This is a genomic window from Vibrio nomapromontoriensis (genome assembly GCF_050337205.1).
Taxonomy (GTDB): Bacteria; Pseudomonadota; Gammaproteobacteria; order Enterobacterales; family Vibrionaceae; genus Vibrio; species Vibrio nomapromontoriensis.
Genome location: NZ_JAKJSS010000020.1, coordinates 61,270 through 88,161 on the forward strand (window position 1 = coordinate 61,270; position 26,892 = coordinate 88,161).

The window sequence follows — 26,892 nt, forward strand, 5'->3', positions numbered from 1 at the left end:
TTCACCTTTATGACAAGTAACATTAAGCGAGCAGTTACGCTTACGTTACTAGCCGGCGCAGCGAGCTCAGTGCTCGCTGCGAAAGCACCGGTTACCGACTTGAGCACTGCAACATCATCATCAGCGACGGTTGCGTCTGTTGCATCAGCACACGCGGCAACCAACGAAACTGATATTCAACGTTTGGAGCGTTTGCTTCAAAACCGAAATCGAGTGCAAGCGCAAATGCAGCAGCAACTCGATGAAATGACACAAGAAATTTCCACACTTCGCGGTGAATTGGAACGCAACAGCTACAACATGGACCAAATGGTTCAGCGTCAGCGAGAGTTGTTTATCGAAATTGATAAACTTCGTTCCCAAGCCAGCACCGCCGCGGCTGTGCCTGCCGCTAAGGCCGCAGAATCAACGGGTAAATTTAGTACTAATGTTGATGAGCAAACCGCTTACCAAAATGCGGTTGATCTGATTTTGAAAAAACGCGACTACGCGGGCGCTATTGCCGCTTTCAAACAGTTCCAAAAAGACTTTCCCGAGTCTACGTTTGCACCTAATACTCATTACTGGCTAGGTCAGTTGTATTTTGCCAAGCGTCAAGACAGCGAAGCCGAAGCAAGCTTTAAAGCGGTACTGGCGTTTAAAGACTCCAACAAGCGTGCAGACGCCTTGGTGAAGTTGGGAGATTTAGCCAAGCGCGGCAACAATGCCACACAAGCTAAACAATACTACCAACAAGTCGTGGATGAATATCCCGCTAGCTCTTCAGCTAAAGTCGCCAAGTCTAACTTAAAATAGGCATCGCCTACGTTAGTGCCTCTAAGTTAATAGGTACCAATAAGTTAATGGCTGCCACTAAGCCAATAGGTGCTGTGACGAAATAAAAAAGAGAGTTCAACGGAGCTCTCTTTTTACATCTATCTTAGAAATGCGTTGAACGCTTTGTGAACTATCGAAGCCACCACTGATATTCCCGCCATAACTTTGTTCTCTGGCGCATATCCGTGTACAATACCCGGATTATTTGCAAGTAGCATAGAGCACCCGCTATGAGCCACATCTTAGACTCAATTGATACAATCTACCCATTCCCTCCAAAGCCTGTTGTATTGACGGACGAGGAGAAAGCACAGCATATTGCAACAATTAAAGCTTTGTTGCAGGAAAAGGATGCTGTCCTTATTGCCCACTACTATACCGATCCTGAAATCCAAGCATTAGCGGAAGAAACCGGCGGATTTGTGGGTGACTCTCTAGAAATGGCCAAGTTTGGCAACCGCCATTCAGCCTCTACGCTGATTATTGCTGGCGTTCGTTTTATGGGCGAATCTGCAAAAATTCTCACCCCAGAAAAACGCATTCTAATGCCGACCTTAGAAGCGGAATGTTCATTAGATTTAGGTTGTCCTGAAGACAAGTTTTCTGCGTTTTGTGACGCGCACCCAGACCATACGGTTGTGGTTTATGCCAATACCTCCGCTGCGGTAAAAGCTCGCGCAGATTGGGTTGTGACATCCAGTATTGCTTTGGAAATTGTTGAGCACCTAGACGCTGAAGACAAGCCAATCATTTGGGGACCAGACCGTCACCTAGGCTCTTACATCGCCAACCAAACCGGTGCGGATATGCTGTTGTGGCAAGGTGAGTGTATTGTTCACGATGAATTCTCGGCAAAAGCGCTAAAAGACATGAAGTCGGTTTACCCAGAAGCGGCAATTTTGGTGCACCCAGAATCACCAGCAAGCGTGGTTGAACTTGCGGATTGTGTAGGTTCTACCAGTCAGTTAATTAAAGCGGCGAAAGCGCTACCAAATAAGCAACTGATCGTCGCGACCGATAAAGGCATTTTCTTTAAGATGCAACAATTGGTGCCAGAGAAAGAGCTGATTGAAGCACCAACGGCGGGCGCTGGCGCCACGTGTCGTAGTTGTGCACATTGCCCTTGGATGGCAATGAATGGCTTAAAAGCGATTGAAAGTGCATTAACCGAAGGCGGCGAAGAGCACGAAATCTTTGTTGATGAAGCCGTTCGCGTGAAATCACTGATCCCGCTTAACCGCATGCTTGATTTTGCAGAGCAGTTGCAATTGCAGGTGAAAGGCAACGCGTAGCTGTCTTGTGATGGGTAACGTGCATATATGAAAAAACCAGCCTATTGGCTGGTTTTTTCATATATGCTTATAACCATGTGGTGATGCAAATAAGGAATGTTGTGGTTATCTGGTTACAGCTTAGAAAGTGGTTACACTCCCACCTGTTTGAACTCAAATTAAGAAGCCTTGCTACCATACTTTGCGTGTATGTTGGGCTATCTTGGCTAGGGCTTTGGCTCAGTGGTGAAACGGATCTAACGTCACCCATTTCTCAGTTTGTTTATTTTATGATTGTCACGGCTTCAACCGTGGGATACGGCGATCTTTCTCCCGGTACGGAAGCAGGGCGGTGGGTGACGGTACTGTTTATTATCCCTGGGGGCTTGAGTTTATTTGCGGCCTTGCTCGGCAGACTTGCCACACTCGGGCTAGATTATTGGCGTTCAGGACAACTTGGCAAAAGGACAGTAAAAGTGGACCAACACATATTAATTTTGGGCTGGAACGGCCAACGCACCATGCATTTGATTCGAATGCTTCAACACGAAGAAACCGGACGCAGGCCCATTGTGTTGTGCAGCCGTTCTGACATAGAAAACCCATTGCCGGGAGAAATTGACTTTGTAAAAGTGAATAGCTATACGGATGGGCGTGAAATGGAGCGAACCAATATAGAGCAGGCAAGCTGCATTTTGATTGATAACCCAGAAGATGACATCACGCTGTCTGCGGCGTTGTATTGCGCCAACCGAAATCCGACGGCGCACCTTTTAGTGTATTTTAAAGATGAAGCGTTAAGCGAGCTATTAAGGCAGCATTGCCCTAACTCCGAGTGCATTCCTGCCGTTGGAGCCGAAATGTTGGCAAAAGCCGCGGTTGACCCGGGCTCGAGTGCATTGCATCAAGAGCTGCTCAGTTCGACCCGTGGCATGACACAATATTCCACCCGCTATCCACAAACCGCCTCTGAAACGACGGTTGAAATGGTCTTTCATTGGATGAAGCGAGACTATCAAGCCACATTAATCGCCATAGATGATAGCGATGGTATTGCGTTAAACCCTGATTTAACCTCGCCAATTCATGCTGGTTGCAAACTCTTCTATATTGCCGACGAACGTATTGATGACTTTTCGTGGCAAGCGCTTCAGTCGTTCAGGCCTTAACGACCACAGATTTCAGTTAAGAAGTTTGCTAACGGTCTTGGCTTAGCCACCCCATAGCCTTGAGCATACGTGATATTGAGCGCTTCCAAAATATCGATATGCTGGGGGCTTTCGACGAACTCGGCAACGGTTTCAAGCCCTAGCTCTTTTGCAACCACGCTGATTGAGCTAACAATTAGCCGATCACTTTCACTGTTTGGTAAATCTACGACAAACTCGCCATCTATTTTAAGAATATCCAAAGGTAGTCTGCGTAAGTAAGAAAAGCTAGCGTAACCAGTACCAAAATCGTCTAACGCAATCTTCGCGCCGGCTTTTCTTAGTGTGCTAATGGTCTCAATCGCTTGCTGCTCATTTTGCAGTGCCGCCGACTCAGTGATTTCGAAGCAGATTTTGTCCAATGGAATGTAAAACTTGTCTGCCATTGCGATAAGGTCTTTCGCCAACGAAGCGTTATTTAAGGATTTAGCCGTTAGGTTAATGGCGCACTTTTCAATTTCTTCCCAGTTGTCGACGCTGTCATTGAGCATTTTAAAAGTGTTGCATACTACCCATTTATCAAGGCGTGTTTCCAAACCAAATTGGCCGATAAGTGGGAAGAATTCGGCTGGAGTTAGTACATTACCATCGCTATGCTTAACTCGGACAAGGACTTCAAAGCAGTGTTGTTGTGAACTTTTCTCAGCAAGGTTGAGGTAGGGCTGACAATAGAGCTCAAACTGGTTTTCTTTGAATACCTTTTGAATATAACTTAGCTTATCCACGCGTCCTTCTAGTAAAGGGATATCTAACCAATTCAGACGAATATCCACCAAAGATGGCTGATCACATAGGTGAGAGACCAGATCTTTGATGTTCATATCTTTAGTGACTCTAATACAATGCAGCGTTGGATCGACAAGGCTAATCGATGTGCCATTCCAATAAAACTGAAAGTTATCTAAATGATCAGATAGATTGTGAAGGTTACGATCGGTTCCGTCGCTGTATGTACTAAAGCCTAAAATGCCTAAAGAAAACGGTGGTCTATAGCAGTGACCTACGTCATGAGCATTCTTTAAGTGCTTATGTAACTGTTGAATGAGTTTCGCTTTACCTTCATGACCAATGTCACCAATTTTAGAAAGGGTAGGTGTGATGTCAAGGTAGATGAGCAACGCCCCTTCTTTGTCTGCAATATCCTCTTGTAATTGAGTAATATTTAGTAACCCAGTGTACGGGTCGAGACGCTCCGAGCGGATTTGCTTTTGCATTATCTCGTGATTGCGTAACACAGAGGTGGCCAGTAGATAACTCAACATAATGATGATAAGCATGATGAGCAAGAAACCATAAAAGTTACTATCAAGCACTAATAGCGTGTTCACTCTGTCGATGTTGATGAAAAGAACCACTAATGAAGTAAACGTGCCGATAGCAAGGGGGACCAATAGTCCGTGTTTGCCAATGCCGGATGCAATAATGATAAAAGCAGCGAGGCAAATAAATGTCAGCTCAATATTATTGGTAAAAGTAATGCCAAGTAGCACTGGGATCAGGCTGAACGCAAACCACAACTTAAAACTCACATCACTTCGTGTAGATAGGCGGATTTCTCTGTCGAGTCGTAGGTAATTGTTATTTGACTTCATGCTAATAAGTGCAGCCAATAGCATGAGTGCTGGTGCTAAAGTGAGCAATGTAATTGAATTGCCCAGCATGGAATACGCCATGAAGCCGGCTGAAATATGCTCTTTTTCGGTAAAGTAGCTGATTGCCAGTGATTTCGTCGCATTGAGTACAGGAAATAGCATCCCAAACAGAGAGAAATAAGTGAACAGCAAAGATGATTTCAAGCCATGGCGGTTTCTTTTTCTGTACTGGTTATAAATACTAGATACCAGATAGGGAACTGAAGGGATGGAGATAGCAAAAATTAATGCGGTTGATAGATCTCGTCCGCTGTACAGATAGTAGCTAACCAATGCAGCAAATATGGCGGGAGCGGCCTTCCAACCATATCTCAAAAAACACACTACCATCGTGGCAGTGACAAATGAGATGACGTGATAGCTTTCAAATTCAATGGCGAAAAATGATGAACAGAAATAGCTGACTAGGATAGCGGAGAAAACCTTCAACGAAGACGACAAGGACTTTGCTAGTAACTTGCGAGTTGAATGCCCCATGATACGCTCCAGAAGATACAGTTATGCTTGTATGAAAGATTGGTATTCTATAATAAATACCAATCATTTAGTTAGCCATTGGGTGATTTAATCCTTCAACACCCTATATTTTAATCAACTGACAATAGGGTGTTTGCAATAGGAGATGGGACAGCGTTTATTTGTCCGGTTTTTATTGTCACTCTATTCATCATTAGCTAGATTTCCGGTTTCTCAGCTATCCAGACAGAGCCTGAGTAGTAACGTGTAATGATAGTCACTACCAATATAAAAACCCAAAATATAACTTGATACAAATACCCATTCTGTTTATTATGCGCCCGTTTTTAATAATGAATGAACATTCATTCATTCGCTTCTGGAATCATTAAATCTATGCGCGTACTTTCTTCGATTGTTTCTGTTACTTTGCTTACTGGCGCAGTTTCTGCTCAGGCAGATGAGACAATTGCCATTCCTTCTTATGCACAACTGGCTATCGATAAAGCGTCGATGGAGTTTGAACCGGATCTCGCAATCGCTGAGAAAACCGTTGAATCTTATGATCAAGCCGTGGATCGCCTAAAGGACGAGCCAGACAGTGACCGCTATGACGACACCATCACCGATTTAAAATACGGCAAAAAACATTATCAAGAAATTAATGGCATGCCGATGTTTAGCTTTTTAGGTGGCCCGGCTTATACACCGGAGCAAGGTCTGCTGGTGGCTGCAGGGGGCTTGTACTCCTTCAAAACCACTCGCGAGCAAGAGCAGCTACAGCGCTCGAGTGTGTCGATGTTTGTGATTGGTAACTATGTTGATTCAGAAGTCGGCTACGGACTGCGCGCCAGACACTCTTTATTTTGGAACAACAACGATATCCAATTTCAAGGTGCATGGAATGCGGGCACACAAAGTAAACACTATTGGGGTGTTGGCTACGATGCCGCGCAAGATTTTGAATTTGGTGACGTCACCCAGTACAAAGCAACCGTGACCAATTATGAAGGTACATTAACGTTTCGCGTGCATGATAACTGGTTCGCAGGCCCTGCACTGAGGGTCAACTACTTTAAGCCAACAACAGAACCTGGCTCGGCGCTGTTAGATGAAAACTTCGAGCAATTTAAAGACAAGCCATTTACTTGGGGGCTTGGTGCCACCTTACAATATGACAGTCGCGATGTGGCGGTGAATGCATGGGATGGTTCGTTCTTCCGTACCGAAGCTCTCAGCTATACGCAAGCGTTGGGTAGCCAGGCTGACTATCAGAAGTTAGATGTTGAATTCCGTCACTTCTATAGTGTTGAAGAGGGCCGCGTAATCGCATTGCTAAGCCAATACAAACAAGCGTTTGGTGATGTCCCTTATTATGATATGCCGGAACTTGGCGGTGCTAGCTCTATGCGAGGCTACTATCAAGGCCAGTATCGAGACCGTGTGACGGCAGAAGTTACCGCTGAGTATCGCCACACCTTCCGTCGCAGTGGCGGTGGCTTGTCTGCTCATGGTATGACGCTGTGGAGTGGTGTAGGTGCGGTGGGTAATTCTGCGGAAGACTTAGCCGGGCACGCCATTCTATCTTACGGCGCAGGTTATCGTTACGAGCTGCAACCTAGAATGAACATCCGACTCGACTTAGGCATGGGTAAGCATGGCGCAGCGTTTTACTTTAATTTTACTGAAGCGTTTTAATTGCACAGAAGCGTTTTAACTATACGGATGCGCTCTAACGATGCGGATGCGTTTAAACTTAACAGATGCGCTTAAACCGCTCACAAGTCATGCCTAATGAGTTGTTAGGCATGACATAGGCACTTGCTCGCTTTTTCGATTAAGTGCCTCCGTTATTTACCTGCCTCACTTATATATAACGTTGCTGATCAAGCACTTTGTTAAGTGGGGAGCTTATGGCTTCTTGCTACCAATATTTAACCCCTAACACTGGAACACCTATTTTGATTAGATTACTAACCATTATGATAGTGCTTTGTGCTCATACCGTATTAAATACCGTTAATGCTGCAGGCAGTGAGTTAATAGAACAAGTCGAAAGAGAAAAAAGCCAAGCGCACTGGAGCGGCTTACCGATTTGGGGGGAACAAGTTCGTGAAATGGGATATGAGTTACCTATTCCTGTTGGTTTTGGCGTTTACATGAACTCGCAGGATGTGGAATACATCGCGACCGATGACTTTAAAATTGACGCGACAGGTGGCGTGCTGGGCGGCTTTGGTAAGCCTGCTCACTACGTGGTGCCGGCTGATGATGTTGCTATCAAAGGAACCGATAAGAGCGTTCAATTGCGAGCCGATGCTTGGGTATTTCCATTTCTAAACATATATGGCTTAGCGGGTTATACAGAAGGTAATAAAGAGATCAGTGCTGACCTATCGAATGCGACTCGCAATGGCAAACCATTTGGTGTGCCCGCGACCATTCCAATTAATATTGAATATCAAGCCTACAACCTTGGTATTGGTGCAGTCATTGCCACACAAATCGACGTAATTGAAGGCATCAATCCTATTATTATCACCGCTGCGGGTGCCGTGACAAACGCTTGGACCACCACCACCGACAGTACTATTTTGACTAAAATTGGGTCGTTGCGAGTAGGGCAGCGTTACGATGTGCCTTATGGCAAGTTGGCATTGCTATTGGGCTATCAGTATCAAAGTATCGAACAAAACGTCACGGGTCGCTTAACCAATTTACAAGTGGGAGGGATTAACCTCGCGGATGAATTGCAGTTCGACGTAGATTTAAAAAGCAAAGAAACCTCCAACATGTCACTGGCGGCAGTGTATGATTTTGGCTATGAAAAAGAATGGAATTTAATGGCGGAATATAGCTTTCTCAATTGGAATCAGCTGATTGTGGCAGTAGGGTATCGATTTTAGATTTTAGATTTTAGATTCTAGAGTGTGGCTTCTAGGGCGTAGATTGTCGTAAATAGAATAAGCGCGTTGTATTACGCGCTTATTTTTGATTAAAGCCATGGTAGTTTGATTATTGCTGCTCAGCTAACACCGCGCCTTTTTGCGTAATACCACACAGCATGACAGGCATTGCATTAAAGATCTCTTCGAACTGCTCTAGCCCTTCAATACCTTGCGCTTGCAGCGTAGTAATGGAGGTTTCAGGATCAAACAGCATGCTCAGTGACAATAAAACACCACCTAATAACGCATTGTCTTCACTGTTTTCCGGCATTAAGGTTTCCCAGTCATCACGCGCTAACTGCCAACCTTGTAATACCCCTTCACAGAAATCTTTTGTCTGCTGAGTAACAATTTCTTCGTCGTCTAACTGGCAGCCTTCTGGCCAAATCCACTCGCCATCAAGTAGCGCTGGACGGTAAGTATTCCACAACTCAATCACCGCATGCGCGTAGCTTTCTAGCTGCTCGCCAGAGGTGAACGGTGCTACTTCTTCACCGCCCCATAAGAACGGCAACCACTCTTCTGGAGGTAAGGTGTGAGGAGCAGAGGCCATGGATGCAACGAAACCTTGAGTTTGCGCTTCGTTCAAAAGTTTTCCATCGAGCTCAGGAAGGGAAAGTATGTCTTTTAATGCCAAAATGATTTACCGTTAAGATGTAAATGATAGCTAATAGTAACAAGCTATCGGCTGATAAAGCTATAGATCAGTATCGTGATTGTCATTTTATTCGGCCATAAAAAATGACGGCATACATTGGTTGCCCCTCAAGACAAAGGACTGTTTCGCTCATTATGTTGATCCGAAAATCTTTGAAGAAGAAAAGCATCGTCGCATTAACGATTTACCTTGCGATTTTTATTGCGGTTTTTGGCAGTATTACCTACTGGGTGGTGGAGTCGCCAGTGCGGCAAAAGCTGCAAGAAAATCTCGATATTAAAAATGAATTTCTGGCCTCCGAGATGTCAGCGCCTTTGCATAGCTCGGTTGGGGTACTCAAAAGTGTGGTAGGGCTAGGGCAAGCGATTCAGGACAGGCAAGCACTTGACGCTGCGCTTCGACAGATTTTCAAACTTAACGACGGCATTGTGGTGAGTGGCGGCCTGTGGCCTGAACCTTTTTCTATTCGCGCTGATGAGCGCTTCTCCAGTTTGTTTTATAATCGCACTGCCAACGGTGATGTAGACAAAATCGATCTTTGGAATAACCCACAAGCAGAGGGCTATCACACAGAGCCATGGTACACATCGGTATTCGATAAGCCAGTGAATACCGTCGCGTGGTCTGAAGTGTACATCGACCCTTATACCCATGTTCAAATGATTACCGCCTCTTCTCCTTATTATATTGATGGCGTGTTTGCTGGTGTGGCGACGGTGGATTTGTCACTCAATAATCTCATTCGTTTTGTAAAACGCAAAGCTAAAGACCAAGATCTCGGTATTGTCGTGCGTGATGCGAACCACCAAGTCATTACCGAATATAATTTTCGGGTGAGCCAAGATATCTACACCAGTAAGCGCAGCTTTGGCGATTTCAATTGGCATTTGGAAGTGGTGAATTCGCGACATCTGGTTGCGGACCAAGTGTTTGACATCGTAATGGGCGTTGAACGAGGCATCATTCCTTTGCTGCTAATCTGTGTGATGCTGGGCTACTACTTAATTAACCAGTATTTGATCAAACCCATCGCCATTATTGCCAAAAAAGCCGATGCGTCGCGTCAGGGGGGCAGCATTGACATGCGATATGACAGCCCAGATGAAATTCGCTACCTGATCGATTCCTTTAACCAAAAAACCGTTTATCTAGAACAAGAACGCATTAAGGCGCAGGCCTCAACCAAAGCCAAAACCGCATTTCTTGCCACGCTATCCCATGAGATTCGCACGCCAATGAATGGCGTACTCGGCACGGCTCAGTTGTTACTCAAGTCAGACTTAACCATTGAGCAGCGCAAGCACTTAAAAACGCTCTACGGTTCCGGTGAGCATATGATGGCGCTGTTGAATGAAATCCTCGATTACTCAAAAATAGAGCAGGGCCACTTAGAGCTTGAAAAAAGCCCGTTTCCGCTTAGCTCCATCATTGGCAGTATTCACAGTGTCTACCACACCTTGTGTAATGAAAAGGGACTGACCTTTAACGTCTACTCTGATGTGGATGAAGCTCGTTGGTATGAAGGTGACAAAGCCCGTTTAAGGCAGGTGCTGTTTAATCTGCTTAACAACGCCGTTAAATTCACCTCGGAAGGGCAGGTAGACGTACACTTTAGTGAAGTGACTAAAGACGACAAGAATCAACTCAACATTCGGGTAACAGATAGTGGTATTGGCATTTCATCTCACGCTCAATCGCGAATATTCAAGCCTTTTGAACAAGCGGAATCCAGTACAACACGCCGATTTGGCGGCACTGGCTTAGGGCTGGCAATTGTAAAAGAAATCGTGGACGGTATGGATGGTAATATCGTTCTCACCAGCCAAGAGGGGCAGGGAACACAATTTGATATTACCTTGCAGCTGGATTGCTGCGAGCCACAAGCTTCGGCCATTCATGTTGAAAGAAAGCTCGATTACCGCGGGTTGAATGTGTTGATAGTGGAAGACAACCGCACCAATACCATCATTATCGAGACTTTCATGCGCAGAAAAGGCTTTACCACCCATAGCGTAGAGAACGGAGAGCTGGCACTGTCGGCCATTACCGAACGCCAGTATGATTTAGTGTTAATGGATAACCACATGCCAGTAATGGATGGTGTGGCCTCTATTTCTGAGATCCGTCATATGGATGGCCCAGAAAAAGACATACTCATCTTTGGCTGTACCGCAGACGTCTTTAAAGAAACCCGAGAGCGCATGTTAGCGGCAGGCGCAGACTTTATCGTGGCAAAACCTATCGACGAGCGCGTATTAGATGATGCGCTGTATCAGTACGCTGGTAAGCTGTTTCAGTATCAAGGTGTCGAGTACTCACAAACGACGCAGCATAATAAATAAACGTAATGCAAGGTAGCAAGGCTAACCCTTGGGTATTACGCGACTTGTAGAGTTTCTTGTTCTAAAATGACCAAGTCTAGTTCTTGAATCTAACGAGTTTTTAATTATTGGCGTTTAGTTTGTCGATTAATTTCAAGTTCGGAATGCAAACTAACAAATAGATATTCTAATTAATAGTGTGAATTACTAGCCTTTCACGCTGGGTTAGTCTGGTTATGCTTGTATTTGTTAGGTAATTACTCTGTACGATATAAGTGGCCACCATAAAGCTCCTTTTTGTTTTCGCGACGCAGCAGATGACGGGCTTTCTATAGCTGTATTTTTCGTTAACGGTTGGCGCGTCAACAGATTATTTCAATGGCATTCACTTATGGGCTAATATTTCATCTCAATGCCTGTGCAATAACGCTTTCTATACTCTAAAGGTTTATCACCTACATTGGATTGGAAGGTAGAGTAAAAAGCGCTAGCTGAACGAAACCCTGATTCGATACTGATTTGACTCACCGAGAGTTGGGACTGAATTAACAATACTTGAGCGCGGTGAATACGCATTTTGGTAAGATATTTTTTTATAGTAATGTCTAACATGCTTTGAAAGATACTCATTGCATACTTTGGGTTTAGTTTGACGGCATCAGCGACTTCCTCGACGGTAATAGGAGTGTGGTAGTTAACTGATATATAGGTGATCATTTGGTGAACGTATTTAGCGGTGTTAGCACTAATGTTACGGTCGGGTCTACCCACTTCAAAGTGATCCGTTACAATTAATTGAGCATGAAGTGCAACTCTACGTAAAAAAAGTCCTATTTCCTCTCGGACGATGTCTTTCATAGCTAAATTGTTATTGTTGTAATGTTTATACCAGCGGTGACACTCTGCTAATTCGACTAAACCTTCAGTATGGGTTTTGGCGATATCCCCATCTAGTAGCCGTGCTACGAAGCAATTATGTAGTTGCCAGTTATAAATAATATGAACTGGAATAGAGATAATTGTCATGAGTGCATCGGATGTTACTTCTGACATTCTGTGTGGAACGGTTGCCCAAAATGCGACAACTGTTCCGGCAGATAAGTGTTTACTATGTCCTGAAATTTCATACTTTACATTCCCCTGGTGAATGATATTTACCTCTATATGCTCATGCCAATGATATTCCTTCATGATGACCGGGGCTCGCAACTCGCACATGATACCTGTCGCTTTTGGAGTATAATATTCCATAGGAAATCTAATATTATTAGTAGGTTGTGAATTCATAGTACTTCCCTTTACTGTTTGAAAACGAGCGTGTATGCGCCGTTGTCATTAAACTGGCAGAAATCCGAATCACACTAAGTCAGTGATAAAACACGATAACACACAAGATTAAATTCAATTTATCGCCTAATTATTCCTGAATGGTTAGATAGTGTGAGAATACAGTAAAGTTCAATTTTTAGTCAATTTACATTCTGATTTTTGTCTCGTAAGGTGAAGTTATCCTGTTTGTAGTCAGAGTAATTATGACTAGTAGCAAGCGAATACCTCACATATAAAATAACAAACGAGCGTGAACTTCATGAATATAAAACTCTTATTTCCTACAATTTTTTTTCCCTCTTTATTGAGTATTTCGGTCGCTAATGCATTGCCCGAAGGAGCAAGTCGTTTACCAGAAGCGCCGATAATACCCAATAGACTGGAAATTAGGCAGTTTACACCACAGCAATTGATGCAAGTAAAGGCGTTAGACGGTTATTCGGAGCCCGGATGGGTGACCGAGAAATACGTTAATAAAGGGTTACTTCCACCAGTCCAAGCCCGTCTGCCCGATAAGCCGATTGTTATGATGAGCGAATCGATGCCAGACGGTATAGGTGAGTATGGAGGGGTGTTTCGTCACGCCATAGGCGGTCGCCCCCAAGGTTGGAATTGGACCGCGGCACAAAGCCAAGGTTGGGGGGGGATTAACTATACCATGCAGCAATGCTTGACTAGTACCGGACCTATGTATCAATTGAAAGGTGAAAATGCTGAGGTGTTACCAAATTTAGCGACTAGCTGGCAATGGTCTGAAGATAAAATGAGCCTTACCATGAATTTGCTCAAAGGTGCGAAATGGTCAGATGGTCATCCCTTCACTTCTGAAGACATACGATTTTATTGGGAAGACACTGTGCTTGAAAAACGCATCCCGTCTTTTTCAGGTGCAGATGCAATTGGTGTTGGTGCAAAACTAGAACTCCTGGATGACTATACCATTCGTTGGCATTTTCAGCAGCCGAATCAAAACCAAGCATTGTACAACATGTCGTTTATGACCTTTTGTCCTGGTCCTGCTCATATTCTAAAAGCATATCATCCGAAATACACACCGGATAAAACGTTTGACGACTTTAACAAAGCACTTCCAGCAAATGAGTTGCCAGCTGTCACAATGGGGCCTTGGGTACCGACTGAGACCAAAACGGATGAAATAATAGTCATGCGCCGCAATCCATATTACTGGAAAGTGGATGAAAAAGGTCAGCAACTCCCATACATGGATGAGATGCACTTTAATTTGGGAACTTGGGAGGGTCGAACAGTTCAAACTTTGGCTGGTACTGCTGACTTTGCCAATATGGAAAACCCACCAATATATTTGGAAACGTTGCGTAAATTGTCGGGAAAAGATGCAAAAGCAACAGCAATGTTTGGCCCGAGAAACTTGAGCTACGCCATTCAACTAAATCAAAACCCGCTCTTGTCTGCAAAAGATGATCGTCAAAAAGCGATTCGTGGACTTAACCGCCAATTGAAGTTTAGAAAAGCAATAAGCCATGCTGTTGACCGGAAATCAATTGGACAGGCGTTGGTGAAGGGACCGTTTACCGCTGAATATGCTGGAGGCTTCCACCCTGAAACGTCTTATTTTGATGCTGACAGTGTAGCGTACTTTGGCTATAACCAAGAACTCGCTAAACAATACCTATCCGAGCTTGGTTTAAAAGATACCGATGACAACGGCATTTTGAACTTCACTCAAGGTCCAGCGAAAGGGCAGGACTTGGAAGTTGTTATTAGCACGGGGCCAACAGGTTCTGATACCGTCATGTTGGAAAATCTAACATCGATGTTAGGTGAAGTCGGGATTAAGGTGATACCTCGTCCACTTGAGAATGTTCAGTTCGATGCAGAGCGAGACCAAGGAGCATTTGATTGGCGGATACAACGTGGTGAGAAAGAACTGGTGATTCCGTTCCAGCGTGTGGAATGGGTAGCTCCAGTAGCCGCCACTGGTCCAATATGGCATCGAGGGACATCAAACGCCCCACAACAGTTACAACCATTCGAAAAGCAATTAGCAAAATTGGCATTGGCGTTTTCTAGTGAACAGGACAAAGTGAAACAGAAATTGCTAATTTCTTCGTTTAATCAACTCTTTACCGAAAATGTTTATCACGTAGGCCTTATTGCTTATCCAGGAGCATTATTAGTCAATACGCGGCTTAAGAATATCCCCAACGCCCCTATTTTAGCTTACCAATGGGCGGAAGATGCTGTAATGCGTGAGCGAGTGTGGGTAACAAAATCCGACCAAATCGCAGAATTACAGCCAGAGTACTTGCCAAGTGTCGATTAAGAGGTTGTCGGAGATATAAACATGCTGGGATTTATGGTTAGACGCATGCTAGGAACTGGTGTACTGCTGATTATATTAAGTATTATCACCTTCAGTATTATTCAATTACCAAGCGGTGATTACGGCGATTTGGTAAAAAATCAAGCGATTAGTTTGGGGGGGGCTTCCCCCGCCCAAGCGGAGTTGTTAGCGGAGCAAGCTAGACAACGATTTGGTCTAAATGATTCACTTACTGTTCAGTATTTCCGGTGGGTGAGTAATATGGTTTTCCATTTTGATTTTGGACATTCGTTTGCTTACAACAAGCCAGTTCTGGAGGTGATAGAAGACAGACTGCCACGCACGTTAGCTATAGCGTTGTTTTGTCACGTTGGTGCCACATTATTGGGCGTTGGTGCTGGTATCTATGCAGCTCGACATCAAAACCAATTAGGGGATCGTGTAGCAACACTATTTTCATTTATTGCAATGACAGTCCCACGCTTTGTTATGGCGATTATTTTGGTTTATTTAATGGTATTTGTATGGGATATCGGCTCTGTTGGCGCGATGAATTCGCCTAAATATGTGCTTGAGCCAATGTCTTTGGCTAAATTGTGGGACACACTAACCCATATATGGCCAGTTATTTTGATAGCGGCTTTTGGTGGTATGGCATTTAACTTGAGAATAATGCGGGGTAATTTATTGGACGTACTTAAACTCCAATATGTTGAAACGGCACGAGCAAAAGGGCTAACTGAAAATCGTGTGATATATAAGCACGCCGTCCCCAATGCGTTGCACAGTTTAATTTCTTATCAGGGAATAGCCTTACCTTATATGATAACAGGGGAAATGGAAGCAGCGATGGTGCTTGGTATTCCAACTGTTGGGCCATTAATTATCAGTGCAATGGCAGAGCAAGATATTTACGTAATCGGGACAATTATGTTGCTTATTGCAAGTTTATTAGTAATAGGAAACTTAATTTCTGATCTGCTATTAGTGGTGCTTGACCCGAGAATTAGATTGTCGTAGGAGCAAATATGCAGAGTTCACAGAATTACTCTAGCCTTGTTTGGCTTAGATTCACTAGAAACAAGACCGCATTATTTAGTCTGGTTTTGATTGTTGCGTTAATAATGACTGCGATATTCGCACCTTTTTTTTCTTCAAATGATCCGCTTAAACGTTTTGGGAGCGCTATTTATGAGGCTCCATCAAAACTACATTGGATCGATGAGCAAGGGCAGTTTCATTGGCGACCATTTATATATGAGAGAACATCAGAACTAGACCAAGAAACCTTTTTACCAATTGTCATGGAAGACACATCGAAGCCTATTTTTATCGAGTTTTTTGTTGAAAGTTGGGAGTACACATTGTTTGGAGTAACAACGAAATATCACTTTGTTGGGTTAGAAAATGATTCGCCTCTCTTCTTGCTAGGCACTGATAATTTAGGGCGTGATTTATTAGCACGTAGTTTGCATGGTAGCCGGATCACTTTACTGTTTTCATTTTTGGTCGTTGCTATGGTTGTGGTCGTAGGCACTTTGGTTGGTATGTTATCCGGCTACTTCGGGGGTACATTCGACTTGTTGGTTCAGCGTATCGCTGAGCTAGCTTTAGCATTTCCTGCGGTGCCACTTTATTTAGCCCTCATCGCAATACTGCCACCAACGGCCAATGCCACAGTGGTATTTGTTATGTTAATCGTCATTTTGTCCTGTTTACAGTGGGCGTTTATTGCTCGTCAAGTACGAGCACAAGTGTTGTCACTTAGAAGCCTAGATTATATTCGAGCCGCTAAGGCTGTAGGAGCTAAAGATATGAGAATAGTGCTTCGTCATATTTTACCTAATATCACCAGTAATGTTGTGGTGCTTGCAACGATGATGTTTCCTACTGTTGTATTAACAGAAAGCTTTTTTAGTTTTCTCTCTGTAGGTATCAAGCCTCCAATGATCAGTTGGGGATCGTTACTTAATGCCGCGGGTCAATATCAAACCATTGGCTCATACCCTTGGTTACTCGCGCCTGTCGGATTTATTTTGGTTGCAGTGTTGGGTTTTAACGCACTTGGTGATGGCTTGCGTGATGCTGTTGACCCATATTCATCTTAGGAGTAGTTATGAAAAACTCTGTGTTAGCTGAAGTACGTGATTTGAATGTTAGTTTTAATACTCTTGATGGTCACGTGAATGCTCTCAAGCAAGTTAGCTATCAAATTAGGCGGGGCCAAATGGTTGCATTGGTCGGAGAGAGTGGCAGTGGTAAATCGGTTTCTGCACGTAGCTTTATGGGACTAATGGCGGATAATGCCATTGTTAGTCATGATAGTTCTGTCCGGTTTGAGGAAAAGCAGGTCAACGGAATGCATCCTAAACAATTACGTAAATTGCGAGGTAATGACATTTCAATGATCTTCCAAGAGCCAATGATGTCATTGAATCCACTTTACACACTCGGAGAGCAGATTTGTGAGGCACTTATGGTGCATCAACGTCTGACCAAACAACAAGCTAAAACTAGAACGATTGAACTTTTTGAACTTGTCCAAATACCGCAACCTCACGAGCGTTTTAGTCAGTATCCACATCAACTTTCGGGTGGGCAACGACAACGAGTCATGATTGCAATGGCACTTGCCAACGACCCTAAACTACTGATTGCCGATGAACCGACAACGGCATTAGATGTAACTGTTCAAGCAAAAATACTGCACCTAATTAAAGCGCTACAGCGTGATAATCAAATGAGTGTATTGCTCATTACTCATGATCTAACAATTGTGCGTCAGTTTGCAGATTATATTTATGTTATGAAAGAGGGGGAGGTAGTTGAACACAATATGACGGAGAACATATTTGCCTCGCCAAAGCATCCTTATACAAAAATGTTAATTGAATCGGAGCCTAAAGGCCGGCATACGACATTAGATACTGATGCTGAAGAAATTCTTTGTGCTGAAAATATGCATGTTGAATTTGAATTGGGTAAGCGTTCTTTTTTCTCACGCAAGCCCCATAAAAACTTATGTGCAGTGAATAATATTTCCCTATCTATTAAGAGAGGTGAAACATTAGGTATTGTTGGCGAAAGTGGATCTGGGAAAACCACATTGGCGATGGCGATCTTCCAGTTGTTATACGAAGGGCAGCATAGCGGTAACGTGACCTGGCAAGGGCAGCGTATTGATGAGCTAAGTGGTGGTGAATTGAGACTTCTACGCCGCCAAATGCAGGTTGTGTTTCAAGACCCATTTGCTTCATTGAACCCAAGATTAAGTGTTGAGCAAATTCTGAGTGAAGGATTGATAGTTAATGGCTTGTATCAAACAGGCAGTCAACGCAGAGCTAAGTGTGAACAAGCATTGGACGATGCCGGGCTGCCAAAAGACATTTTAAATCGCTATCCTCATGAATTTTCCGGAGGTCAGAGGCAGCGAATCGCAATTGCTCGCGCCCTTGTACTTGACCCTAAAATTATATTGCTCGACGAACCAACGTCCGCATTGGACTTAACTATTCAAAATAAAATAGTAACTTTATTAAAGGAGCTACAACGTAAACGAAATATATCATATTTGTTTATTAGCCACGATTTACGAGTGGTAAAAGCTTTGTGCCATAGAGTATTGGTAATGCGTCATGGTGAGGAAATAGAACAAGGTCCAACCGACTTAGTATTAGAAAAATCTGATCATGAGTACACCCAAACACTTCTTAAGGCAGCCTTTGAGATAGCTGCATAATTTAAGGAAATAAAAAATGAAACAACCTAAAATATGCGTGATTGGCGCAGGTAGTACTGTGTTTGTTAAAAACATTCTTGGCGATACATTACACTTAGCGGAATTTAAACACTGTCATATTGCACTACATGATATCGATGCATTAAGGCTAGATGAATCGACGCTTGTTGTGACTAAACTTGCTCATAGTTTAGGGGCAGAACCTACGGTTACTTCTACTTTAGATCGTAAATTGGCCCTGAAAGGCGCAGACTTTGTTATTTGTATGTTCCAAGTCGGTGGATACGAACCGGCAACAGTAATTGATTTTGAGATTCCTAAAGCCTTTGGGCTAAGGCAAACCATTGCTGACACGCTAGGCATTGGTGGCATTATGCGCGCTCTCCGAACCATACCGGTATTCATAGATATCGCCGCTGATATGCGTTCACTTTGCCCTAAAGCTACCATGCTTAATTATGTAAATCCAATGGCGATGATCTCTTGGGCTATGTCAGAAATGGCACCAGATATCAACTACGTTGGGTTGTGTCATTCAGTGCAAGGGACTGCGGCAGAATTGGCATATGATTTGAATTTAGATGCAAATAAACTTCGCTACACTGCTGCTGGCATAAATCATGTGGCATTTATGCTCAATCTCGAGATTCAGGACGAGAATGGAGAATGGCAGGACGTCTACCCAATACTTCGTGAAGCATACCATACAGGAAAAGTACCTAAACCCAACTTACATAACCCTAGGTGTGAGAATAAAGTGCGCTATGAAATGATGATGCGCTTGGGGTATTTCGTTACCGAATCCTCAGAACACTTTGCGGAGTACACGCCTTGGTTTATTAAAGAAGGGCGTCAGGATCTCATTGAAAAATATAAGATACCTTTAGATGAATACCCTCAGCGTTGTGTTGAGCAAATCGCCTCATGGAAAAATGAAATACAAAGCTACGTACAAGCAGAACGTATAATGGTTGAACAAAGTCATGAGTATGCGAGTAAGATTCTGAACTCGCTATGGACAGGAGAGCCATCAGTTATATATGGCAATGTTGCAAATAATGGTTTGATTGATAATTTGCCGCAAGGGTGTGCAGTAGAAGTTCCATGTCTAATTGATGCCAATGGTGTCCAACCAGTAAAAATAGGGCGACTTCCTGAACAACTAGCCGCAGTAATGCGAACAAATATTAATGTTCAATCATTAGTTATCGAGTCTTTGAAGAAAAAAAGACGCGACCATATTTATCATGCTGCGATGCTTGACCCTCACACTGGCGCCGTGCTGGACCTAGAGCAAATCTGGCAGCTATGCAATGAGTTAATATCGGCACACCAAAACGTAATGCCAGATTATTTGAAGGATTAAGAATATCTGTAAGCGAATGGAGTGCATGCGTTAATTGGCATCATTCCATTTATGTTCAACTAACTAAAGGAATGACCAAATATGATTGTCCAATACATAATTCGAATTGCCGTTTTAGTTATTGTGATTGTTGTGCAGCCCATATCTGTTTATGCGGCTCAGCAGGAAGGAAGTTCTCTTTCTTGCTCGACGTTTCCGTTGTCTACGCAAGGACGGTACATTGTTAATAATTGTAATGAGCGTTTTAAATTAAAATCTGTTAACTGGTTTGGCGCGAGCGACGAAGGGAATATTCCAGGCGGGCTGCGGTTTAAACACCGGGATACAATTGTTAGCTTACTTAAGGAGAAAGGGTTCAATTCAGTTAGATTGCCTTTTTCTAACGAGATGCTAAGAGTCAACGACCCAGTAGCAAATTGGCAAGTGAGCGCTAATCCTGACTTGGTAGGGCTCAAGCCTATTGAAGTATTTGATGCAGTAGTCAAGTCGCTTACTGACCAAAATATTGCGGTAATTTTAAATAATCACACGACATATTCTGAGTGGTGCTGCGGCCTAGACTCCAATGGCTTATGGTATAGCGGTGAATACACTACAGATCGCTGGGTGGCAGATTGGGTCTTTCTCACTGGTAGGTATAAGGATAATAAAGCTGTAGTCGGTGCCGATTTACGAAATGAAGTTCGTACCGCAAATACACTGCATAATCCTAACTGGGGGGGAGGCGACATGAATGATTGGCGATGGACAGCCGAGCGTGCCGGGAATGCTGTACTTGCAGAGAATCCGGATATGTTGATTATTGTAGAGGGGATTAATTGGCAAGGAGCGACTCCAGCTCTTGGGGGCTGGCGACCAGTTATTGAAGGCGCTAAAACGAATCCTGTGAACTTAAAGCGACCTAATAAGCTTATCTATGCGGCTCATAACTATGCGTATACAGGCCCCAGACATATGGGGGCTGATAGTGTCTGGTATGGCAATGGACCTAAGTATCAAGATCTCACTCTAGAAGAATTGCGCCAAACGATAGATAAAGAGTTTGCTTTTGTTTCAGAGCTAGAGCGAATTTATACTGCGCCTATTTGGTTAAGTGAATTTGGTGCCAATTTTGATCCGTCGAAAGCCTCGGATTTGGAGAAAAAGTGGCTGGAAAACATCGTTGATCTGTTAATAGAGAAGGATTACAGCTTCGCATGGTGGCCATTAAATGCGACTCGAGTTCAGCAGGTCATTAAACTGGATGATTATGCGTTACTAACCGAAGATTGGGGGCAGTTTAGAAACGACTGGCGTTTTGAACATATTGATCGATTGCTCACTCATGAGGGTAAGCAGGGTATTGTCGGCAGTTATGCAGAGTGGCGTTTAGTGAATTTTGAAGGTCACGATAACAATCAATCACAAACTATCTCAGATTGGGACAATGGTGCCAATAAGGGAACGTGTGTTGATGGTATGCGCGTCATAGGTGTAGCACAGTGGGACCGAATACTCTGTTCTGATATGAGTTATGGTAATTTGTGGCCGGATAACCCTCATACAGTTACCGTTACATCAGAGACTAGACCTAGAGGCTATGATTGGGCTTGGGGCACGACTAAGTACGAATGTCCCAAAGGCTACTATGTTGCGGGTGTTTCTAGCCGAAGCTGGGGAACCAGTGGTGTTCTATGTGCAGAATCGAAGAATCCTCTCGGAGAACAATGCAAAACCCTTTGGTTCGATTGGGGAGATAATCGCTTAAGTCAAAAAGGAGCGGATTGGGCACCAGGCGTTTACAAGTCTCAAGCGGCAGATAATCAGTATATAGCAGGTGTAGCTCAAGGTAATGGGCATGCCAAAGCTATTTTAGTTTGTGAGTAATATAGTATTGGCGGGCTCATGATAAAAAATTTAGATCTAAATGTCCCTTTGGTTTGGTATCTCGATTCGTGTGCATACGCGATCATTGATCTTACTTTGGACGACAGATGATTTAAAATCATAAAGCTCCAAATTTTAAAGCCGTCCCGCAGGTCACTGGAAAGCAGTAAAACCTGATGGTGTTTTAACCTCCGAGAAGCTTAATCGGAGGTTTTTTTGTTCGGCAAATCGTCTTTTTATCTAGGCTCACTACGCATTATTACCATAGTTACAGTCTAAGGGCGGTATCAGCACTGCGGCAGCCTCCGAGGTTTATCTATTGCAGATAATAAGTAAGTATCGCAGACGTCTTTTAAAGAAAACCGTGAGCGCGTATTAGATGATGCGCTGTATCAGTACGCTGGTAAGCTATTTCAATACCAGAGTACAACCCACTCATCAGCTTCCTGATCTCAAACCTCCCAGCCGCCAGCCTTAAACTAAACATTATCCGCTAGAGGGCGAACCTCTAGCGGTGCTCCTAGGCTTATATATGAGCTTGCTATTCCTTTCTCTTTTTATAGACAACGCTTCATAAACATAAATTACGTGCTGCTAGCAGCTGATGACGAGATAACACACAAATATCATACGGGATGCAAAGCCCTTTCTGGTATTTAAGTTACCAAATCATTGTGCCAACCGCCTGATTGTAGGTTGAAAATTGCCTGTATGTAGTAAAATTACGTAATCTAGTGCTTTAATCTGACTAACCCTTAGTTATTGGTGATTTATTTACCATTTAACTTAAAATACGGAATGTAAAACTGATAATTTGGTGGTTTAATAGCGTGAATTGCTAGTCTACTGTTTATGTCTAGTTTATTGGTTTGGTTGTACCTAAATTTATTAGGTAATTATTCTGTAGGAAAGAAGCGGTGAAACCTAAAGCTCCATTTTGTCTTCGCAACGCAGCAGCAGATACGTTTGCTATGGTTGTATTTTGTTTTGTGTCGGGCATGCTTATTGAAGTACTTGTGTCGGGTATGACGTTTGAACAATCGCTAGCATCGCGTTTACTGTCTATCCCCGTTAATATTGCCATCGCCATGCCATACGGCCTGTTTCGCGATTGGGCATTAAAGCAAGGTGCGAAAGTATCGAATTCAGGCTTTATGAAAGCCACCGCTGACCTTATCGCTTACGTGGCATTCCAATCGCCAGTGTACGCCGCTATTTTGTTGACAGTTGGCGCATCCACCGAGCAAATCATTACCGCGGTATCGAGTAATGCTTTGGTGTCTTGTGGAATGGGCGTACTGTACGGTTACTTCTTAGATTACTGCCGACGTTGGTTCCGCGTGCCGGGTTACTACCACGGCGCGTAATCGCCGAACATTTGATCGAATTAAACAGAAAGTAGGCAAACAATTAAAAAAGAGCGCTTTTTTCCAAGTTTAGGGTTGACCAAGGCACGGATAATCATTAAATTAGCGCTCGTTGGCCAGCAAGGCTGACAAACAAAACGGTGAGTTGTCCGAGTGGCTGAAGGAGCACGCCTGGAAAGTGTGTGTACGGCAACGTACCGAGAGTTCGAATCTCTCACTCACCGCCACATTCTTAAAAAGAGACGCCTTTGGGCGTCTTTTTTTATGCCTGTAAGAAAATTCTGTTTATTTACATCCAGTAACCATCTGTAGCATCTCATCATTTGCGCTGTCGCGGCCAGTATAGTTAAATCCGTCCGCAGTGAGTTTTAATGAATGAGTAAGGGTAGCCTGTGAACAATTTTAAGTGGAATGCATTTGGTGTGTTAACTCGAGTAGAGAAAACAGACGCTATGGTGTTTATTGAAAATAGTGCAGGGAACGTGCGTAAAATGAGCGTGAAACGCTATAAAGACAGCGCCGATGTTGTGTATGAAAAAGCACAAAACCTAGTAGGGCAGAGCGTAACCATACGAACCAGCCAAAACACCAACAATTGGAGTGTCGATGAGTGGTTTAGTGAGATTGCGCCACTATGACTGAACTAGAAACATTACTCTTAGGCACTATCGCGATCCTATGTATGCTATTTGGCTACCTCGCACACCAGCAAAATAAGCGCATCGCAATGCTGGAAAGCGCCCTAAACGAGTCATTAAAGCAAACCTCTTCCGCGGCCATCCAAACCCAGTATCCGACGCCACCGCTCGTTTGCACTAGACAAACCCTGTTTGAGGCATGCATCGATGTAGTGACCCAACATGAACCCGATGATTTTGCGTACTCAGTAAAAAAGGTGTTTCCAGAGCATTTTCAATTTCGCTTCGCGGTATACGGCACTATGGTTGATGACTTGAGTTACTTCCTAGAGGTCAACACCGCCAATAGGTTGGTACTGCTTAGCATGAATGGGCAGAGTGTGAGTACGTTTGCGAGTGTTGAGGAGTTTAAGGAGTGGTTGCGGTAGTGGGGGATAGGTGTTGTTAATGTTAGACACATTCGCATTCAGTCTAATTTCAAGTTACTCTGTCAAAAGACAACCTAATGGCATTCATATGACAGCAACCTCTTCTTTCTACAGCAAAAACGCGCAGCTTTTGTCTGAGCAATACAACGCATTGAACTTCGATAAAGTACATGGTGCTTGGAAGTCGCATTGGCCTTTAGCGGGTGATGTTGTGCTGGATGTAGGAGCGGGATCTGGGCGAGATGCAAAGTGGATGTTAGCGCAGGGAGCAGAGGTGTTTGCGCTTGAACCATGCAAAGAGCTACTTGAGTTAGGCAAAGCGTTTACTGGCCCTGAGGTTACTTGGATAGAGGATGAATTACCAAGTTTAAATTAAATACAGAACCTTGGAATTCGATTTGATGTCATTTTGGTAAGCGCCGTATGGATGCATATCGCGCCAAGTGCACGGAGTCGCGCGTTCCGAAAGTTGTCGAATTTACTCGCGCCCAATGGAAAGCTCGTTATTAGCTTACGTCATGGTGATTTTAATGATGGACGAGTGGGCTATCCTGTATCGGTAAATGAGCTAGAACAGTTTGCGCAGGACACCGCGTTGTTAGCCCGACAGGTTCAAGACTCAGAAGACTCAATGCTGCGCGATAATGTAAGCTGGCAGACCGTGGTGTTCTCTTTGCCTGATGATGGCTCGGGTGATCTAAATAAAGTGCGCCACATTATCGTTAATGACAACAAGAGTGCCACCTACAAGCTTGGCCTACTGAGAGTGTTATTGAGGATCGCTGATGCCCATCCGGGCTGTGTAATAGATAAAACAGAAGGTGACATTGAGATTCCGCTTGGATTGGTGGCACTGTACTGGATTAAAGCGTACAAGCGGTTGTTAGATCACGGAAACCTACAGCAAAACAATAATAGTAGTAAGGGACTCGGATTTGTAACGGACGACGGTTGGCAGCTTATCAAGCATATTTCAGCGGATGATTTGGCGGTAGGCAGTTGGTTCACCGGGGCGGAAGCAATCGCTATCCAGAAAACCATTCAAGCGACAATCAAAACAATGAAAGAAGGGCCCATAAAGCATATTTATACAGGTGCGGGAACAAACCGAGTCTATGAGTTTTCTACGTTGCCCGCTCGCAAGCGACGGAAAAACAGCGACAGTGTTTATCTAGATACGGATTTCTTCAGCAGTTTTGGTACTTTTGTATTGAACCAAAGTTTGTGGGAGTGTTTTCGTCTCTATAACTCTTGGATAGAGCCATTAGTGGTCAACCAGTGGGTGAGGCTGATGCAACGCTTTGAGCTTAACCAAGCCAATAATGTTTCGCTACAAACATATCATGATTGTTTGGTTTGGCTTGAGAAAGACCATGATACTTCCGAAGTACGCAAGCGCGTGAAACAACTGCAAAGTGATGGGCAATACAATACGAGTGTCTGGAGTACGCGAAAATTGAACCAAACGTTTCATGTGGACCATTGCTTACCATTCACCTATTGGCCGAACAATGATATGTGGAACCTCTTGCCTACCACAAAAAGTGAAAACTTGGAGAAAAGCGATAGGTTGCCGAGTAAAACGCGCTTAGGAGAGTCTAAGTCTCGCATTGTGTCTTGGTGGGGCCTTGCGTGGGGTTCTCAAGAGCGTCATAAACAGCGTTTTTTTACTGAGGCATCGCTGTCCTTACCCAATATTCCACCTCAATGCAGTGACTTTGAAGAAGTGTTTGAAGCGATGGGGCTGCAGATTCGTGGTGTCAAAAGTCGATTATTAATTAACGAGTGGTAGACACGGTTCACGTGAATTAATTCTAATTAACGATAATACGCTTCAACCCTGCGTGCTATTGTCGGAGTATGTATTAGCGTGAAGTTAACTCGCAGTAGTACTAATCACTAAACGCAAAAAGCGCCCAATGGGCGCTTTTTATCATAAGCTCAGTACGTCGTGTTAGTACTGCTCGCTAAGTGACTTACTTAGCAGACTTTGCCGATTTAGCTTTCGTAGACTTTGCCGCTTTAGTATAGCTAGGCGTTTTTGCTACTTTGCGCTTAGATGGCGCTTTTTTCGCAGCTGGCTTAGCCATTTTCTTTTCAATCTCAGCTTTTGCTTTTACAAAACGCTCTGGAAGGATTTGAGTTGCAAATACGTCTTCTACTGTTTCAGCACGTTTGATTAGCTCAGCTTCGCCATCTTTAACCAGTACCGTTGCAGGGCGTGGTAGCGAGTTGAATTGGCTTGCTTGAGACTCTGCGTAGTGACCCACATCCATGATAGCAAGTACGTCATTTGGTACTAGCTTAGGCATGCGTGCGCCGCTTTCCCAGATGGATGGGATGCAGATAGGGCCCGCGATTTCAGTGGTTCTATCAACAAGCGGTTGTGTCATCTTGTTCGCCGGAAGCACTGGGTTTTTAGACTCTTGAGACTCAACTAGCGTTGCTAGGTAAGTAGACGCGTCCACCATGGTGTAGGTGTAGTCCATCTCTTGGTCATCTTTCACTACGTAAACAGAAGTCA

At 43.9% G+C, this 26,892-nt stretch carries 18 protein-coding genes, 1 tRNA gene and 2 pseudogenes; 17 read left to right on the forward strand and 4 right to left on the reverse strand.

Annotated elements, in window-relative coordinates:
- Nucleotides 1-9: 9 nt before the first annotated feature.
- From ybgF to L4D05_RS21840, 3 genes are all read left to right on the forward strand, one after another.
- Complete coding sequence (gene ybgF / locus L4D05_RS21830; RefSeq protein ID WP_428795271.1) at nucleotides 10-795, forward strand: tol-pal system protein YbgF; 786 nt, start codon at nucleotides 10-12, stop codon at nucleotides 793-795.
- Nucleotides 796-1,046: 251 nt separating this feature from the next.
- Nucleotides 1,047-2,108, forward strand: a complete 1,062-nt coding sequence (nadA, locus tag L4D05_RS21835) for a quinolinate synthase NadA (RefSeq protein WP_428753727.1) — start codon at nucleotides 1,047-1,049, stop codon at nucleotides 2,106-2,108.
- Between the two features lie 101 nt (nucleotides 2,109-2,209).
- On the forward strand, nucleotides 2,210-3,256 hold the full coding sequence (locus L4D05_RS21840) for a potassium channel family protein (RefSeq protein WP_428795272.1): 1,047 nt from the start codon (nucleotides 2,210-2,212) through the stop codon (nucleotides 3,254-3,256).
- Here the strand turns inward: L4D05_RS21840 and L4D05_RS21845 are convergent.
- Nucleotides 3,253-5,424, reverse strand: coding sequence for an EAL domain-containing protein (locus tag L4D05_RS21845; protein ID WP_428795273.1), 2,172 nt, complete (start codon nucleotides 5,422-5,424; stop codon nucleotides 3,253-3,255). The two genes, L4D05_RS21840 and L4D05_RS21845, sit on opposite strands and share 4 nt — an antisense overlap.
- A 375-nt stretch (nucleotides 5,425-5,799) precedes the next feature.
- Here L4D05_RS21845 and L4D05_RS21850 point away from each other — a divergent pair, with 375 nt between their 5' ends.
- Together L4D05_RS21850 and L4D05_RS21855 are read left to right on the forward strand one after the other, a co-directional pair.
- Nucleotides 5,800-7,101, forward strand: coding sequence for a BamA/TamA family outer membrane protein (locus L4D05_RS21850; RefSeq protein WP_428795274.1), 1,302 nt, complete (start codon nucleotides 5,800-5,802; stop codon nucleotides 7,099-7,101).
- A 263-nt stretch (nucleotides 7,102-7,364) separates the two neighbouring features.
- Complete coding sequence (locus L4D05_RS21855) at nucleotides 7,365-8,309, forward strand: hypothetical protein (protein ID WP_428795275.1); 945 nt, start codon at nucleotides 7,365-7,367, stop codon at nucleotides 8,307-8,309.
- 109 nt (nucleotides 8,310-8,418) lie between these two features.
- Here L4D05_RS21855 and L4D05_RS21860 read toward each other — a convergent pair whose 3' ends face one another.
- Complete coding sequence (locus L4D05_RS21860) at nucleotides 8,419-8,988, reverse strand: UPF0149 family protein (protein WP_428795276.1); 570 nt, start codon at nucleotides 8,986-8,988, stop codon at nucleotides 8,419-8,421.
- A 155-nt stretch (nucleotides 8,989-9,143) separates the two neighbouring features.
- Here L4D05_RS21860 and L4D05_RS21865 point away from each other — a divergent pair, with 155 nt between their 5' ends.
- Entirely contained in the window at nucleotides 9,144-11,351 is a 2,208-nt protein-coding gene (locus tag L4D05_RS21865) for a hybrid sensor histidine kinase/response regulator (RefSeq protein ID WP_428795277.1), read from the forward strand.
- Between the two features lie 375 nt (nucleotides 11,352-11,726).
- Here L4D05_RS21865 and L4D05_RS21870 read toward each other — a convergent pair whose 3' ends face one another.
- The gene (locus L4D05_RS21870; RefSeq protein WP_428795278.1) at nucleotides 11,727-12,617 is read right to left on the reverse strand and encodes a helix-turn-helix domain-containing protein; all 891 of its coding nucleotides are present in this window, start codon (nucleotides 12,615-12,617) and stop codon (nucleotides 11,727-11,729) included.
- Between the two features lie 301 nt (nucleotides 12,618-12,918).
- On the opposite strand from L4D05_RS21870, the gene L4D05_RS21875 reads away from it, so the two are divergent.
- From L4D05_RS21875 to L4D05_RS21925, 11 genes and pseudogenes are all read left to right on the forward strand, one after another.
- Nucleotides 12,919-14,964, forward strand: coding sequence for an ABC transporter substrate-binding protein (locus tag L4D05_RS21875; protein ID WP_428795279.1), 2,046 nt, complete (start codon nucleotides 12,919-12,921; stop codon nucleotides 14,962-14,964).
- A 21-nt stretch (nucleotides 14,965-14,985) separates the two neighbouring features.
- Nucleotides 14,986-15,984, forward strand: coding sequence for an ABC transporter permease (locus L4D05_RS21880; protein ID WP_428795280.1), 999 nt, complete (start codon nucleotides 14,986-14,988; stop codon nucleotides 15,982-15,984).
- 8 nt (nucleotides 15,985-15,992) lie between these two features.
- A complete protein-coding gene (locus L4D05_RS21885; protein ID WP_428795281.1) occupies nucleotides 15,993-17,072 on the forward strand; it encodes an ABC transporter permease in 1,080 nt (359 codons plus the stop codon).
- Nucleotides 17,073-17,080: 8 nt separating this feature from the next.
- Nucleotides 17,081-18,703 carry an ABC transporter ATP-binding protein gene (locus L4D05_RS21890; RefSeq protein ID WP_428795282.1) on the forward strand — a complete coding sequence of 541 codons (1,623 nt, stop codon included), beginning with the start codon at nucleotides 17,081-17,083 and terminating at the stop codon, nucleotides 18,701-18,703.
- A 16-nt stretch (nucleotides 18,704-18,719) separates the two neighbouring features.
- Nucleotides 18,720-20,069 (forward strand): alpha-glucosidase/alpha-galactosidase, encoded by a 1,350-nt coding sequence (locus L4D05_RS21895; RefSeq protein ID WP_428795283.1) that lies wholly within the window; start codon nucleotides 18,720-18,722, stop codon nucleotides 20,067-20,069.
- 81 nt (nucleotides 20,070-20,150) lie between these two features.
- On the forward strand, nucleotides 20,151-21,935 hold the full coding sequence (locus L4D05_RS21900) for a glycoside hydrolase family 5 protein (protein ID WP_428795284.1): 1,785 nt from the start codon (nucleotides 20,151-20,153) through the stop codon (nucleotides 21,933-21,935).
- A 917-nt stretch (nucleotides 21,936-22,852) separates the two neighbouring features.
- Nucleotides 22,853-23,302: an L-alanine exporter AlaE gene (locus tag L4D05_RS21905; protein ID WP_265675100.1), complete on the forward strand. Its 450-nt coding sequence runs from the start codon at nucleotides 22,853-22,855 to the stop codon at nucleotides 23,300-23,302.
- A gap of 139 nt (nucleotides 23,303-23,441) precedes the next feature.
- Nucleotides 23,442-23,529 (forward strand) — tRNA-Ser (locus tag L4D05_RS21910).
- Between the two features lie 165 nt (nucleotides 23,530-23,694).
- Nucleotides 23,695-23,940 carry a hypothetical protein gene (locus L4D05_RS21915; RefSeq protein ID WP_265676915.1) on the forward strand — a complete coding sequence of 82 codons (246 nt, stop codon included), beginning with the start codon at nucleotides 23,695-23,697 and terminating at the stop codon, nucleotides 23,938-23,940.
- A complete protein-coding gene (locus tag L4D05_RS21920) occupies nucleotides 23,937-24,368 on the forward strand; it encodes a hypothetical protein (RefSeq protein WP_428795285.1) in 432 nt (143 codons plus the stop codon). The genes L4D05_RS21915 and L4D05_RS21920 overlap by 4 nt, the downstream gene beginning before the upstream one ends.
- Nucleotides 24,369-24,456: 88 nt before the next feature.
- Nucleotides 24,457-26,160, forward strand: a pseudogene (locus tag L4D05_RS21925) (class I SAM-dependent methyltransferase).
- A gap of 184 nt (nucleotides 26,161-26,344) precedes the next feature.
- Here the strand turns inward: L4D05_RS21925 and L4D05_RS21930 are convergent.
- Nucleotides 26,345-26,892 (reverse strand): annotated as a pseudogene (locus L4D05_RS21930) (diaminopimelate decarboxylase family protein); the annotation flags it as partial.

What these genes read in the sequence shown, in the direction of transcription:
- L4D05_RS21885 (WP_428795281.1), top strand. Translation starts at nt 15,993, where the DNA reads ATGCAGAGTTCACAGAATTACTCTAGCCTTGTTTGGCTTAGATTCACT.
- L4D05_RS21880 (WP_428795280.1), top strand. Translation starts at nt 14,986, where the DNA reads ATGCTGGGATTTATGGTTAGACGCATGCTAGGAACTGGTGTACTGCTG.
- L4D05_RS21845 (WP_428795273.1), bottom strand. Translation starts at nt 5,424, where the DNA reads ATGGGGCATTCAACTCGCAAGTTACTAGCAAAGTCCTTGTCGTCTTCG.
- L4D05_RS21900 (WP_428795284.1), top strand. Translation starts at nt 20,151, where the DNA reads ATGATTGTCCAATACATAATTCGAATTGCCGTTTTAGTTATTGTGATT.
- L4D05_RS21920 (WP_428795285.1), top strand. Translation starts at nt 23,937, where the DNA reads ATGACTGAACTAGAAACATTACTCTTAGGCACTATCGCGATCCTATGT.
- L4D05_RS21895 (WP_428795283.1), top strand. Translation starts at nt 18,720, where the DNA reads ATGAAACAACCTAAAATATGCGTGATTGGCGCAGGTAGTACTGTGTTT.
- L4D05_RS21875 (WP_428795279.1), top strand. Translation starts at nt 12,919, where the DNA reads ATGAATATAAAACTCTTATTTCCTACAATTTTTTTTCCCTCTTTATTG.
- ybgF (WP_428795271.1), top strand. Translation starts at nt 10, where the DNA reads ATGACAAGTAACATTAAGCGAGCAGTTACGCTTACGTTACTAGCCGGC.
- L4D05_RS21870 (WP_428795278.1), bottom strand. Translation starts at nt 12,617, where the DNA reads ATGAATTCACAACCTACTAATAATATTAGATTTCCTATGGAATATTAT.
- L4D05_RS21850 (WP_428795274.1), top strand. Translation starts at nt 5,800, where the DNA reads ATGCGCGTACTTTCTTCGATTGTTTCTGTTACTTTGCTTACTGGCGCA.
- nadA (WP_428753727.1), top strand. Translation starts at nt 1,047, where the DNA reads ATGAGCCACATCTTAGACTCAATTGATACAATCTACCCATTCCCTCCA.
- L4D05_RS21865 (WP_428795277.1), top strand. Translation starts at nt 9,144, where the DNA reads ATGTTGATCCGAAAATCTTTGAAGAAGAAAAGCATCGTCGCATTAACG.
- L4D05_RS21890 (WP_428795282.1), top strand. Translation starts at nt 17,081, where the DNA reads ATGAAAAACTCTGTGTTAGCTGAAGTACGTGATTTGAATGTTAGTTTT.